This is a genomic window from Variovorax glucosi, assembly GCF_051216695.1.
Lineage (GTDB): Bacteria > Pseudomonadota > Gammaproteobacteria > Burkholderiales > Burkholderiaceae_C > Variovorax.
This window is the reverse complement of sequence record NZ_JBPJZE010000001.1, coordinates 1,284,129-1,297,314: the sequence shown is the minus strand read 5'-3', so window position 1 is coordinate 1,297,314 and position 13,186 is coordinate 1,284,129. Positions and strand designations below refer to the sequence as shown.

The following is a 13,186-nucleotide window of genomic DNA, read 5'->3' as shown; positions in this document are numbered from 1 at the left end:
TCGAGCGAGAAGCAAAGTGAACGATCGAAAATTGCCCGAAGGCCTGCACCGCGACACGCTCGCCGTGCGCAGCGGCCTCGCACCGAGCCAGTACGGCGAGAACTCCGAAGCGCTGTTCCTGACCAGCGGTTTCGTGCAGCCCGATGCGGAAACATCCGCGCGCCGGTTTGCCGGTACCGAAGAAGGCTTCACTTACGCGCGTACGTCGAACCCGACGGTCGTGAGCTTCGAGCAGCGGCTGGCTGCGCTCGAAGGCACCGAGGCGGCCATCGGCGCCTCCACCGGGATGGGGGCGATCCTGATGATGTGCATGGGCCTGCTCAAAGCCGGCGATCACGTCATCTGCTCGCGCTCGGTGTTCGGCTCGACGCTGAACCTGTTCGCCAAGGAATTCACCAAGTTCGGTGTCGAGACCACCTTCGTCTCGCAGACCGATGTCGGCCAGTGGCGCGATGCGGTGCGTCCGAACACCAAGCTCCTCTTTGCCGAAACGCCCACGAATCCGCTGACCGAGGTGTGCGACATCCGCGCGTTGGCCGATGTGGCACATGGCGTCGGCGCGGTGCTCGCAGTCGACAACTGCTTCTGCTCGCCCGCTTTGCAACGACCGACCGAACTCGGTGCGGACCTTGTGATCCATTCGGGTACCAAGTATCTGGACGGCCAGGGGCGCGTGATGGCAGGCGCGATCTGCGGTCCTTCGCGCTTGATCGTCGACGTATTCGGTCCCGTCGTGCGAACCGCCGGCATGGCGCTTTCGCCGTTCAACGCATGGGTCGTGCTCAAGGGCCTGGAGACGTTGGGTATTCGCATGCAGGCGCAGTGCGCCAATGCGCTGGCCGTCGCTAAATTTCTGGAGGCGCATCCGGCGGTTAAGCGCGTTCACTATCCCGGTCTCGCATCGCATCCGCAGCATGCGCTCGCGATGCGGCAGCAGTCGGGGATGGGCGGCGCAGTCGTTTCCTTCGACGTTCATGGCAATACGCCCGAAGCGGCGCGTGCGAATGCGTTCCACGTCATCGACAGCACGCGTGTGGTGAGCATCGCGACCAACCTCGGCGACACCAAGTCGATCATCACGCACCCGGGCACGACGTCGCACGGTCGCCTGACCGAAGCGCAGCGTCAGGCCGCAGGCATCAACCAGAGCCTGATCCGCCTGGCAGTCGGCCTCGAACATGTCGGCGACATACAGGCCGATCTGCTGCGCGGCCTCGATACCCTGAAGAACCTTTCGGCATGACCCAGAACACGACCCAAAAAGTAAGAACACGCATCGCGCCGTCCCCCACCGGCTTTCTGCACCTGGGCACGGCCCGCACGGCGCTGTACTCGTGGGCCTACGCGAAGCATCACGGCGGCGAGTTCGTGCTGCGCATCGAAGACACCGACGTGGCCCGTTCCACACAGGATGCGGTCGAGCAGATCCTCGCGTCGATGCAGTGGCTCGGACTCGACTACGACGAAGGCCCGATCTATCAGATGCAGCGGCTCGACCGTTACGACGCAGTCGTCGCGCAGATGCTCGAAGCCGGTACGGCGTACCACTGCTACTGCACGCCTGAAGAGCTCGAAGCGACGCGCGAAGCGCAGCGCGCGCGCAACGAAAAGACGCTGTACGACCGCCGCTGGCGCCCGGAGCCGGGCAAGCAATTGCCGGCAGTGCCGGCCGATGTGAAGCCGGTCGTGCGCTTCCGCAACCCGGTCGACGGCGACGTGACCTGGGACGACATCGTCAAAGGTCCGATCACCATCAACAACCGCGAGATCGACGACCTGATCATCGTGCGTCCCGACGGTGTACCCACGTACAACTTCTGCGTCGTCGTCGACGACTGGGACATGAGAATCAGCCACGTCTTCCGTGGCGACGAACACGTCAACAACACGCCGTGGCAGATCAACATCTTCAACGCACTCGGCGCGCCGTTGCCGCTGTTCGGACACTTGCCCGTGATCCTCGGCGATGACGGGCAGAAGCTGTCGAAGCGACGCGGCGCTGTCAGCGTCACTGCGTACGAGAACGACGGATATTTGCCCGAAGCAATGCTCAACTATCTCGCGCGTCTCGGCTGGAGCCACGGCGACGAGGAACTGTTCACGCGTGCGCAGATGGTGGAGTGGTTCGACGGCAGTCATCTGTCGCGCAGCCCGGCGCAATGGGATCCGGCGAAGTTGAAATGGGTCAACGCGCACTACATCAAGCAGATGGACATCGCCGAACTCTCGAAGCTGGTGTCCGCGCAACTTGCGAAGAAGGGCATCGATAGCGACGAACGTCTTCCCGACATCTGCATGCTGTTCAGGGATCGATGCGACACGACTGTGGCCTTGGCCGGATGGGCGGCGGCGTTCTATGCGGACGTGGAAATTGCGGACGCGGATCGCGCGCAGCATTTGACCGAAAGCGTGCGCCCAGTCATCGCGGCACTTGCCGACAAGCTGTCGGCCGTGACTTGGGAAAAAGCTGCAATCGCAGCCGCGATCAAGGAAATACTCGTCGCAAATGCCCTTAAAATGCCTGCTCTCGCAATGCCGGTGCGCGTACTGCTGATGGGAACATCGCAGACACCATCGCTCGATTCGGTCCTCGCACTTTTTTCTCGTGAAATTGTTGTCAAGCGATTGAAAGTAGTCTGAAATCCGGGCTATAATTCGAGGCTCGACACCTACGGGGGTATAGCTCAGCTGGGAGAGCGCTTGCATGGCATGCAAGAGGTCATCGGTTCGATCCCGTTTACCTCCACCATACATGGCGTCGAGAAGAAAAATGAAAGATGCTGATCACAGCATTTTCCTTAGGTTTTGACCCTATCGTCTAGAGGCCTAGGACACCACCCTTTCACGGTGGCTACCGGGGTTCGAATCCCCGTAGGGTCGCCAGTTTCATGCAAGTGAAGCAGGCAAAACAAGTCGTCAGCACTTGGCTCCGCAAGGAGTGAACGTTGTCTACCAGGAGTGGTAGTTCAGTTGGTTAGAATACCGGCCTGTCACGCCGGGGGTCGCGGGTTCGAGTCCCGTCCGCTCCGCCATCCATTAAGGGTTTGCTGCTATGAAAATAGCAGCAAACCCTTTTTTTATTCCAGATTTGGAATGCTCGTTCATCGACGTTCTATCGGGCGAAGGCTTCGAGCGTTTTGCTTGCCGCCAGCACATCGCCACGTAGACCAGCGATTTCCGCTGCCAGATGCGGCGATCGGCGGTTGCCCCGAACTTGCGAAGGTGCACTTGTCGGGCGCAGCCTTGACCAGCGCCCCCAGAGTTTCTCCGGCGTCGTGGCCGGGATGCTCAGGCGATCATGAAGGCAAACAGCAATTCGGCGAACAGCGAGACCGGCGCGAAGGCCTTGTCCGCGTCGGACAGGCCTCGTCTGCGAACGGCCTAAAGCGGCGAGAGTGTAGCCAGGACGATCTTCGACGGCATGGCGCGGCAGGGAGTGAATCTATGTGGCTGCCTGGTCGGACTCTCATTCAGGCTGGATGCCCGCTTGCGCAGCAACCTTGGCCCACTTGGTCGTCTCGCTGGCGATGAACGCACTGAACTGCTTCGGCGTGCCGCCCACCGGCTCCATGCCGGCGTTCTCGAAGCGCTGGCGCACGTCCGGCATCGCCAGGATGCGATCGACCTCTGCATTGAGGAGGGCGACGGTGGCCGCCGGCGTGCCGGCCGGCGCGAGCAGACCGCCCCAGGTGCTGGTCTCGTAGCCCGGCAGGCCCGACTCGGCGACGGTCGGCACATCCGGCAGCGCGGCAAGCCGCTTTGGCGTGGTCACGGCCAGCGCGCGGAGTTTGCCCGACTTGACCTGCGCGCCGACGGCCGTGAGCGTGTCGAACATCAGCGACACGCGTCGGCCCATCAAATCGGGATGGGCCAGCGTACTGCCCTTGTACGGGATGTGCTGCATGTCGATGCCGGCCAGGCTCTTGAACAGTTCACCCGAGAAGTGCGGCGCGCCACCGTTGCCGCTGGATGCGAAGCTGAGCTGGCCCGGGTTGGCCTTGCCCCAGGCGACCACATCCTTGATGCTCTTAAACGCCGAATCCGGCGCGACGACCAGCACCAGCGGCACGGTGTGCGTCTGCACCACGGCCTCGAAGCTCCTGACCGTGTCGAAAGGCAGTTTCCTGAACATGCTCGGATTGATGGCGTGGCTGCTTGCGACCAGCGCCAGCACATGGCCGTCGGGCGCGCTCTTGGCCACGAAATCGGTGCCGATCACGCCGGTGGCGCCGGTCCGGTTGTCGACCACCACAGGCTGGCCCCAGGCTTCGGTAAGTTTCTGGCCGATCAGGCGAGCGGCCAGGTCGATTGCTCCTCCCGGCGAGGCCGGCACCACGATCGTCATCGGCTTCGTGGGAAATGTGCGGCTCTGAGCACCCGTCAGGATGGGCAAGCCTGCGATGACGGTCGTGATTGCGACCGCCGAGGCGAATGTTCTGCGATGCATCGAACTGCTCCCGGTTTGCTGCTTCATTCGGCACTCGCGCCGGACTTCCTGACCAACTCCGCCCAACGCGGGATTTCGCGTGCCATGTGCGCAGCGAGTTCCTCCGGCGTGCTGCCGACGATTTCCATGGCCAGCTGTCCTTCGAGCTTTTCCCTCACGTCCGGCAGGTTCAATGCCCTGACGATCTCGGCATTGAGCCGGTCAACGATGACCCTGGGCGTCCCCTTCGGCGCATAGACCGCCTGCCAGGACGACATCTCGAAGTTCGGAATGCCGGACTCGATCATCGTGGGCAGTTGCGGCTGCAGTGCGATGCGTTTGCCGGTGGTCACGGCCAGCAGCTTTAATTTTCCGCTCTGCACCATCGGCAGCGCGGCAGTGACCTGATCGAACATGAAGGGCACCAGTCCCGCGGCCACGTCGGTCATCGCCGGCGGCGTGCCCTTGTACGGCACATGCGTGAGCTTCACGCCGATGGCGTCTGCGAACATCTCGCCGGCCAGGTGGGTCGAGGTGCCGGCGCCCGACGACGCGAAGTTGCGCATCGCCGGGTCCTTCTTCAGCAGCGCGACGAGTTCGGCAACGGAATTCACGCCGAGCTGGCTGTTGACGATCAGTACGTTGGGCAGGCGCGCCACCAGCGAGATCGGCTCGAAATCCTTCACCGGGTCGTACGACAGTTTCTTGTAGAGGCTGGCGTTGATTGCGTGCGTGCTGATGGTGCCGCCGAAAAGCGTGTAGCCGTCCGGCTTCGACCTGGCCACAAGGGTGGCGCCGATGCCGCCGGCCTGCCCGGGCCGGTTGTCGACCACCACCGACTGCTTGAGGCTTTCGCCGAGCTTCTGCGCGAGGACGCGGCCGATGATGTCGGTCGAACCGCCGGCGGTGAAGGGCACCACGTAGGTGATCGATTTGACGGTGGGCCAGTCGGCCTGGGCGAAGGCCAGGGCGGGGAGTGTGGCAGGGAGTGTGGCGGCGAATGCTGCGAGTGCTTGACGGCGGCTGATTTTCATTTTTGTCTCCTCAGCGCCCACGCGCTTCGCGCCAGGCGGCGAAGTCGGTGCGGCTCTGCGGGTCGGTCGGTGGATACAGGCCGAGGATCGAGCGTCCTTCCATCACCTGCTCCTGCACGAAATCCTCGAACGCGGTCATCTCTGTCGCCTCCACCGCGATCTCGTCGGCGAGATGCGCCGGTAGCACCAGCACGCCTTCCGCATCCCCGACGATCACGTCGCCTGGGAATACAGGTGCATCGCCGCAGCCGATCGGCCCGTCGATCTCGATGGCCTCATGCAGCGTCAGGTTGGTGGGCGCGCTGGGCCGGCAGTGATACGCCGGCATGGCGTACTTCGCGATGTCGGGGCTGTCGCGAAAACCGCCGTCCGTCACCACGCCGGCCACGCCGCGCTTCATCAGCCGCGCGACGAGAATGCCGCCCGCCGATGCGGCGCGCGTGTCCTTGCGGCTGTCGATCACCATCACCGCGCCGGGCGGACACTCCTCGACCGCCTTGCGCTGCGGATGGTCGCGGTTGAGGAACACCTCGATCCCGTTGCGGTCCTCGCGCGCCGGCATGTAGCGCAGCGTGAACGCCGGGCCGACCATGTTCGGGCCGGCTGGATTCAGCGGACGCACGTTCTGGATCATCTGGCTGCGCAGGCCGCGCTTGAACAGCGCGGTACACAGCGTGGCGGTGCTGACCTTCATCAGCCGGTCGCGGGTCTGGGGATTCATTGGGTGTCTCCGATCAAAAGATGTCAGGTTCCGGCACGGCCTTGCCGAAGGTGGTTTCGAGGAAGTCGAAATCGCAGCCCTCGTTGGCCTGCTTGATGTGGCGGCCGAATATCCAGCCGTAGCCCCGTTCGTAGCGGGGCGGCGGCGGCGTCCATGCGGCGCGGCGAGCGGCCATTTCGTCGTCGCCGATCTCTAGATGGATCGTGCGGGCCGGAACGTCCACCGTGATGACGTCGCCCGTCCTGACCAGCGCCAGCGGTCCGCCGATCGCCGCTTCGGGCGAGCAATGCAGCAGGCAGCCACCGTAGCTGGTGCCGCTCATGCGTGCGTCGGACAGTCGCAGCATGTCCTTGACGCCCTGCTTCAGCAGCTTGGTCGGGATCGGCAGCATCCCCCACTCGGGCATGCCGGCACCCAGCGGGCCGGCGTTTCGCAGGACCAGGATGTCGTCGCCGGTGACGTCCAGATCCGGGTCGTCCACGGCTTTCTTGAGGCTCGGGTAGTCGTCGAAGACCAGCGCGCGGCCGCTGTGGCGCAGCAGGTGCGGCGCCACGGCGCTCGGCTTGATGACGACGCCGTCGGGCGCGAGGTTGCCGCGCAGGACGGCAAGCGCGCCTTCGGCATAGATCGGGTTGTCCAGCGGGCGTATCACATCGTCGTGGTAGACCTCGCTACCGGCGATGTTCTCGCCCAGCGTCCTGCCGTTGACCGTCAGCGCCTCGGTCTTCAGATGACCGCGAATGCGCTCCAGCAATGCGCGCAGACCGCCGGCGTAGAAGAAATCCTCCATCAGGTAGGCATCTCCGCTCGGGCGGATGTTCGCGAGCACCGGCACGCGACGGCTAAAATCGTCGAAATCGTCCAGGCCCACCGGATGGCCGGCACGGCGCGACATCGCGATCAGATGAATGATGGCGTTGGTCGAGCAGCCCATCGCCATCGCGCAGGCGATGCCGTTCTCGAAATTCGCCCGCGTGAGCATCTTTCCGGGCGTCAGGTCGTCCCAGACCATGTCGACGATGCGGCGTCCGCATTCGGCGCTCATGCGCACGTGGTTCGCATCGGCCGCCGGGATGCTCGACGCGCCCGGTAGCGTGAAGCCGACGGACTCGGCGATGCCCATCATGGTCGCCGCGGTGCCCATGGTCATGCAGGTGCCCTGGCTGCGCGCGATGCCGGCTTCCATCTCGTTCCAGGCCCGGTCCGACAGGTTGCCGGCGCGGCGCTCGTCCCAGTACTTGAAGGCATCTGAACCCGAACCCAGGACCTTGCCCTTCCAGTTGCCGCGCAGCATCGGGCCGGCCGGCAGGAAGATGAACGGAACGCCCATGCTGATGGCGCCCATCGTCAGTCCCGGCGTGGTCTTGTCGCAGCCGCCCATCAGGACCGCGCCGTCCACCGGATGGCTGCGCAACAGCTCCTCGGTTTCCATCGCCAGAAAGTTGCGATACATCATGGTCGTCGGCTTGACCATGCTCTCCGACAGGCTGATCGCCGGAAGCTCGAGCGGAAAACCGCCGGCCTGCAGAACGCCGCGCTTGACGTCTTCCACGCGTTGCTTGAAGTGGGTGTGGCACTGGTTGGCATCGCTCCACGTGTTGACGATGGCAATGACGGGTTTGCCGACCCAGTCTTCGTAGCCGTACCCCATCTGCAGCACGCGCGAGCGGTGGCCGAAGGAGCGGAAGTCGTCGGGGGCGAACCAGCGGGCGCTGCGCAGGTCTTCGTAGACGCGTCGGGTCATGAGCGTTTGTCTCCGGGTCACGGGTTGGAATCCCGTTGTTCTTTGAATTAAAACACTAATATATCAGTGCGTCAATTGCGTGTCGGCACAATGCGCGTCGATGAGTTCCCTATCCAAATTCACGCTCGACCGCACCCGGTATGCCGCGCCGCAAGTGCTCGGAAGGTTGCGCGAAGCGATTCTTTCGCTGGAACTGCCGCCCGGCGCCGTGCTCACGCGGCTCGACTTGGCCGAACAATTCGGCGTCAGCCAGACACCTGTTCGCGAGGCCCTGCTCCGGCTGCAGGAGGAGGGCCTGGTCGACGTGTTTCCGCAGCACGCCACCCTGGTGAGCCGCATCAACATCACCGTCGCCCGCGAGTCGCACTTCCTGCGCCGCGCGCTGGAGCTCGAACTGGTCGAGCAACTGGCGATCGAGACGCCAGCGGGCCTGATCGATGGCATGAAGGCGACGATCGCGCTCCAGGCTTCGCTGGCCAGTGCACAGCGCTACAGCGAGTTCGTCGATGCCGACCGCTCGTTCCATCGACAGATGTACGAAGCCGGTGGCGTGACGGCGCTGTGGAATCAGGTGACGAAGAATTCAGGCCACGTCGACCGGTTGCGGCGACTGCACCTGCCGACCGCCGGCAAGACCGAATCGATACTGCACGACCACCGGGCCATAGTGAGCAGCATCGAGGCGCGGGACCCGACCGCTGCACGTTCAGCGCTGCGTCATCACTTGTCGGGCACGCTCAGCGCTGTCGAGGAGATCTGTCGTCAGTACCCGGATTTCGTGGAGATCTGACGACGGGGAGTCGCTGGTGAGCCCTGGATCCGGTGTGCGGTGTATTCGCGTTGGTCATGGCGTGACCATGCCGCCGTTCACGTTCAGGGTCTCGCCCGACACATAACTCGATTCTGCGGAAGCAAGAAACACGTAGGCGGGCGCGAGTTCCGCGGGCTGACCGGAACGCTTGTAGGTACTCTCGTCGTCGAACGTCTTCATCTGCTCGTCGGACACACCGCCCGACACCTGCAGCGCAGTCCAGACCGGCCCGGGCGCGACGACGTTTACCCGAATACCGCGCGACGCGACCTGCAACGCGAGCCCTTTCGAAAAATTGTTGATCGCTGCCTTGGAGGCCGCGTAGTCCAGACGTTCCGGCGACGGCTTGTAGGCTTCCAGCGACGCGGTGTTGATGATGCTGGCACCCGCGGACATGTGTGCCAGGGCTGCCTTGGTAATCCAGAAATTCGCGAACACGTTCGTTCGAAAGGTCAGCTCGAACTGCTCGTCGGACAGATCCGCGATTCGTGAAACGGCCACCTGCTTGCCGGCGTTGTTGACGAGGATGTCGAGTCCACCGAGTACGCCAATGGCTTCCGCGACGAGCGCGCGACAGCGATCCGCGTCCGTGATGTCGGCGGCGATTGCGTGTCCCTTCCTGCCGGCCGCCTCGATGTGGCCGAGGATGTGCGCGGCATCCTCCTGCTCGGCCGGCAGATGGACGATCACGACATCGGCACCCTCGCGTGCGAACGCGATCGCGACGGCGCCGCCGATGCCGGAGTCGCCGCCCGTAATCAACGCCTTGCGCCCCGCGAGGCGGCCGCTGCCGCGATACGTCGTCTCGCCCAGATCGGGCACTGGCGTCATCTGAGCCTGGACGCCTGGCATCGGCTGGTGTTGCACAGGCGGTTCGACGCGGCTGTATTGTTCGACCGGATTTGTGAAGCTGTATTGATCGCGAGACATGGTGTTCCTATCTGGTCAGCGCTCTTGGTACAAGAGCAAGTGGCTGAAACAGTAGGCAGCGTGAAGAGCGCTGCGCGAAGGCTCATCGACCTACGTCTCGTCGGGGCTCGCGTCCCGGAATCGTAGGCGCTCGCCTGCGCCGGGATGGAGCAGGCGACATCTGGCGTTCAAGCCTGCGTCGAAGTTTTCTGCTTGTCCTCCAGCAGCTTCACCAGCGCCCACAGGGTTCGGTTGACCGGCGTTGCAATACCCAGCGCTGCACCGCGTCGCACCACCAAGCCATTGAGGTAGTCGATCTCCGTGCGCTTGTTGCGCGCGAGGTCCTGCGCCGTCGAGGAAGATTGCGCGGGCATGGTCTTCACCAACTGTTCCACGGCCGCGTGCGCATCGCCGGGCAACCGCACGCCTTCGGCCGAAGCCACGGCCATCACCTCGTCCACGACGTCGCGCATCACGTCCTTCACGCCTTCACCGGCCACCACCCGGCCGTAAGGCAGCTGCGTGATCGCAGACAGGGCGTTGTAGGCGCAGTTGACGATCAGCTTGAACCACAGCGCGCCGCGCACGTTGTCCGAGATCTGGGTCGGAATGCCGGCAGCCGTCAGTGCGGCGGCGACGGCAACGCTGGCATGCGAGGGCTCGATCACAAGTTCGCCACGTCCATGATGTCGTACGTGACCGGGGCCGGCCATCTCGGTGGCGACGTAGACCACGGCGGCGGCAACCCGGTCCGGCGGCAACACGGTGCGCAGGCGGTCGGCGTTGTCGACGCCGTTCTGCAGGCAGAGGACCAGCGCATCGGGCATCAGATGGGGGCGGATGTCGGCGCCGGTCGTCTCGGTGTCGCCCGACTTGACGCTGAAGAGCACCAGGTCGGCACCCGCGACCGCGTCGGGTTCGGTGCTGGCATCCAGCTTCACGTGCTCGTCGAAGGTACCGGTCTCGATGTGCAGGCCCGATCGGCTGACCGCTTCCACATGCGAGGCCCGGCCGATCAGCACGACGTCGTGGCCGGCACGGGCCAGCAAGCCGCCGTAGTAGCAACCGACGGCGCCAGCGCCCATCACGGCGACACGAAGTGGAGTGAAAGAGGGAGTGGCCATGGCGTGAGGATAGGAGCAACGAGCAGATGGAGCTTCGAATTATGGTGGCTGGCTTGGCTGTGGCCCCGTGACAGCGCGGCACCTTCACGACACTGAACGTCGAGTCCGAAACAGCGGTCTCTCTACAATTTGATCGACCAACCATTAGAACGACGGAGACACCATGCAGAGACGCAACTTCCTGACGCACGCCGGTGCAGGTGGCGCCATCGCCACCATCGCAGCACCTGCGCTGGCCCAATCCTCGGCCACACCGGAGATCCGCTGGCGCATCGCATCCAGTTATCCCAAGTCCCTTACCTCGATCTATTCGGCGATGGACATGGTCACCAAGCGCGTCGGCGAACTGACCGGCGGCCGTTTCAAAGTCTCGCTGCACGCGGCAGGCGAGCTGGTGCCGGCGCTGGGCGTGTTCGACGCGGTGGAGACCGGCACCATCGAAGCCGGCCACAGCGCGAGCTACTTCTACATCGGCAAGGACCCGGCCTTCGGCTTCGCCACGGCGCTGCCCTTCGGCCTGAACCTGCGCGGGCAGAACGCCTGGCTCTACCAGGGCGGCGGGCAGGCGCTGATCGATCAGTTCCTGGAGCGCTACGGCGTCCTTGCACTGCCGGTGGGCAACACCGGCGCGCAGATGGCCGGCTGGTTCCGCAAGGAGATCAAGAGCGCGGCCGATCTCAACGGCCTGAAGTTCCGGATCGGCGGGCTGGGCGGCATGGTGCTGTCCAAGCTGGGCGTCGTCACGCAGCAGATCGCAGCCGGCGACATCTACCCCGCGCTGGAAAAGGGCGTCATCGACGCCGCCGAGTTTGTCGGCCCGCTCGACGACGAAAAGCTCGGCCTCAGCAAGGTCGCCAAGTACTACTACTACCCGGGCTGGTGGGAGGGCTCGGCGACGCTGTCGCTGTTCATCAACCAGAAGGCCTGGGCTGCGCTGCCGCCTTCCTACCAGGCGGCCGTCAAGGTGTCGGCGGCCGAGGCCAACCAATGGCTCACGGCCAAGTACGACGCGGAAAACCCGCAGGCCCTGCGCCGGCTGGTGGCTGCCGGCGCCCAATTGCGGGCTTTTCCCAGGGACGTGACTCAAGCCTCGTTCAAGGCAGCCACCGAGCTGTACGAGGAGCTGTCGGCCAAGAGCCCGGCGTTCCAGAAGATCTTCCAGGAGTGGTCGAAGTTCCGCGCCGAACAGGTCGTCTGGCAGCAGTTCTGCGATCTGCCGTTCGACAACCTGATGGCCTCCCTGGTACGCCCGCCCAAGCCCTCGTGATGACTGCCGCGATCGACCGGGCGCTGTCCATCGCGGACATCCGCGAGCTTGCGCGGCTCAACTTGCCGCGCTTCGTTTTCGACTTCATCGACGGCGGCGCCGAGGACGAAATCACGCTGACGCGCAATCGCCGGGACTTCGAGGAGATCGGACTACTGCCTCGGGTGCTGGTCGATGTCGCGCGCCCTTCGCTGGCCACGTCCATCCTGGGCGTCGGCAGCGCTGCACCCATGGTCGTCGCACCGATGGGCTCGTGCGCGCTCGGCTGGCCCGATGCCGACGTGGCGATCGCACGCGCGGCAGCGGCTCACGGCATCCCATACACGCTGTCGACCATGGCAACGACTTCGATGGAGACCATGGCGAAAACGGTTCAGGGCCGACTCTGGTTCCAGCTCTACACCTTGCGCGATCGGGCCTTCACAGCGTCCCTGGTGGCCCGGGCCGACGTTGCTGGCTACGAGGCGCTGGTGGTCACGCTCGACCTGGTCACCGGCGGCAAGCGCGAGCGCGATCTCCGCAACGGCGTCTCGGTGCCGTTGCGCCTGGGTGTTTCGCAGGTTCTGCAGATGCTGGCACGCCCGGCCTGGACGATGCGCATGCTTGGTAAGGGGCCGTTGCGTTATGAGAACGTGCGCGATCTGGCGACCGACGGCAATGCCAACCTCACGATCGCTGCCAAGGTGGGGCAGATGCTCGACGCTTCCTTCACATGGGACGACCTCGCCCGCATCCGAGACTGCTGGCCGCGCAAGCTCGTGGTCAAGGGCGTGCAGAACCCGGTCGACGCGGATCGTCTCGCCGCGATGGGCATCGATGCCGTGTGGGTCTCCAACCACGGCGGTCGCCAGCTCGACGGCGCAACCAGCGCCATCGGCTCTCTGCCCGGCGTCGTCGCGGCGGTCCGCGGGCGGGCGGAGGTCATGATCGACTCGGGCATCCGGCGCGGCGTCGACATCGTCAAGGCCATGGCGCTGGGCGCTGGTTGCGTCGCATTCGGCCGGCCGGCGCTATTCGGTGCTTGCGCAGCGGGAGAACGCGGAGCACATCGCGCAATCGCGATCTTGATCGATGAGATGGAGCGGACGATGAAGCTATGCGGCACGCCAGATACAGGCGCTATCGATACGGACCTCATATCGGGCTAGCA

The 13,186-nt window shown here is 64.5% G+C and carries 11 protein-coding genes and 3 tRNA genes; 8 read left to right on the top strand and 6 right to left on the bottom strand.

All coding sequences use genetic code 11. The annotated features are described in order from the left end of the window. Window positions 1–16 precede the first annotated feature (16 nt). From ACSFA3_RS06120 to ACSFA3_RS06100, 5 genes are all read left to right on the top strand, one after another. Window positions 17–1,243: an O-succinylhomoserine sulfhydrylase gene (locus tag ACSFA3_RS06120; protein WP_435504479.1), complete on the top strand. Its 1,227-nt coding sequence runs from the start codon at window positions 17–19 to the stop codon at window positions 1,241–1,243. Further along, window positions 1,240–2,640 carry a glutamate--tRNA ligase gene (gltX, locus tag ACSFA3_RS06115; protein WP_435504478.1) on the top strand — a complete coding sequence of 467 codons (1,401 nt, stop codon included), beginning with the start codon at window positions 1,240–1,242 and terminating at the stop codon, window positions 2,638–2,640. Before ACSFA3_RS06120 ends, gltX begins: the two co-directional genes overlap by 4 nt. 33 nt (window positions 2,641–2,673) lie before the next feature. Beyond that, window positions 2,674–2,749 (top strand) — tRNA-Ala (locus ACSFA3_RS06110). A 58-nt stretch (window positions 2,750–2,807) separates the two neighbouring features. Next, a tRNA-Glu gene (locus tag ACSFA3_RS06105) sits at window positions 2,808–2,883 on the top strand. A gap of 72 nt (window positions 2,884–2,955) precedes the next feature. After that, window positions 2,956–3,032, top strand: a tRNA-Asp gene (locus ACSFA3_RS06100). A 434-nt stretch (window positions 3,033–3,466) separates the two neighbouring features. On the opposite strand, the gene ACSFA3_RS06095 is transcribed toward ACSFA3_RS06100, so the two are convergent. Genes ACSFA3_RS06095 through araD form a run of 4 tightly spaced genes read right to left on the bottom strand, consistent with a single transcriptional unit; the run spans window position 3,467 to window position 7,925 of the window. Next, window positions 3,467–4,447: a tripartite tricarboxylate transporter substrate binding protein gene (locus tag ACSFA3_RS06095; RefSeq protein WP_435504477.1), complete on the bottom strand. Its 981-nt coding sequence runs from the start codon at window positions 4,445–4,447 to the stop codon at window positions 3,467–3,469. 23 nt (window positions 4,448–4,470) lie between these two features. Then, window positions 4,471–5,460, bottom strand: a complete 990-nt coding sequence (locus ACSFA3_RS06090; RefSeq protein ID WP_435504476.1) for a Bug family tripartite tricarboxylate transporter substrate binding protein — start codon at window positions 5,458–5,460, stop codon at window positions 4,471–4,473. 10 nt (window positions 5,461–5,470) lie between these two features. Then, on the bottom strand, window positions 5,471–6,181 hold the full coding sequence (locus ACSFA3_RS06085) for a ribonuclease activity regulator RraA (RefSeq protein WP_435504475.1): 711 nt from the start codon (window positions 6,179–6,181) through the stop codon (window positions 5,471–5,473). Window positions 6,182–6,194: 13 nt separating this feature from the next. Next, window positions 6,195–7,925 carry an L-arabinonate dehydratase gene (gene araD, locus ACSFA3_RS06080; RefSeq protein ID WP_435504474.1) on the bottom strand — a complete coding sequence of 577 codons (1,731 nt, stop codon included), beginning with the start codon at window positions 7,923–7,925 and terminating at the stop codon, window positions 6,195–6,197. Between the two features lie 100 nt (window positions 7,926–8,025). Here araD and ACSFA3_RS06075 point away from each other — a divergent pair, with 100 nt between their 5' ends. Beyond that, on the top strand, window positions 8,026–8,715 hold the full coding sequence (locus ACSFA3_RS06075; protein WP_435504473.1) for a GntR family transcriptional regulator: 690 nt from the start codon (window positions 8,026–8,028) through the stop codon (window positions 8,713–8,715). Window positions 8,716–8,769: 54 nt separating this feature from the next. On the opposite strand, the gene ACSFA3_RS06070 is transcribed toward ACSFA3_RS06075, so the two are convergent. Both ACSFA3_RS06070 and ACSFA3_RS06065 read right to left on the bottom strand, forming a co-directional pair. Then, window positions 8,770–9,567 carry an SDR family oxidoreductase gene (locus ACSFA3_RS06070; RefSeq protein WP_435504472.1) on the bottom strand — a complete coding sequence of 266 codons (798 nt, stop codon included), beginning with the start codon at window positions 9,565–9,567 and terminating at the stop codon, window positions 8,770–8,772. 266 nt (window positions 9,568–9,833) lie between these two features. Continuing rightward, on the bottom strand, window positions 9,834–10,769 hold the full coding sequence (locus tag ACSFA3_RS06065) for a ketopantoate reductase family protein (protein WP_435504471.1): 936 nt from the start codon (window positions 10,767–10,769) through the stop codon (window positions 9,834–9,836). Between the two features lie 163 nt (window positions 10,770–10,932). Between ACSFA3_RS06065 and ACSFA3_RS06060 the strand changes: the two genes are divergently transcribed. Further along, complete coding sequence (locus ACSFA3_RS06060) at window positions 10,933–12,036, top strand: TRAP transporter substrate-binding protein (protein ID WP_435504470.1); 1,104 nt, start codon at window positions 10,933–10,935, stop codon at window positions 12,034–12,036. Next, window positions 12,036–13,184, top strand: a complete 1,149-nt coding sequence (locus tag ACSFA3_RS06055; RefSeq protein ID WP_435504469.1) for an alpha-hydroxy acid oxidase — start codon at window positions 12,036–12,038, stop codon at window positions 13,182–13,184. The genes ACSFA3_RS06060 and ACSFA3_RS06055 overlap by 1 nt, the downstream gene beginning before the upstream one ends. Window positions 13,185–13,186: the final 2 nt, after the last annotated feature.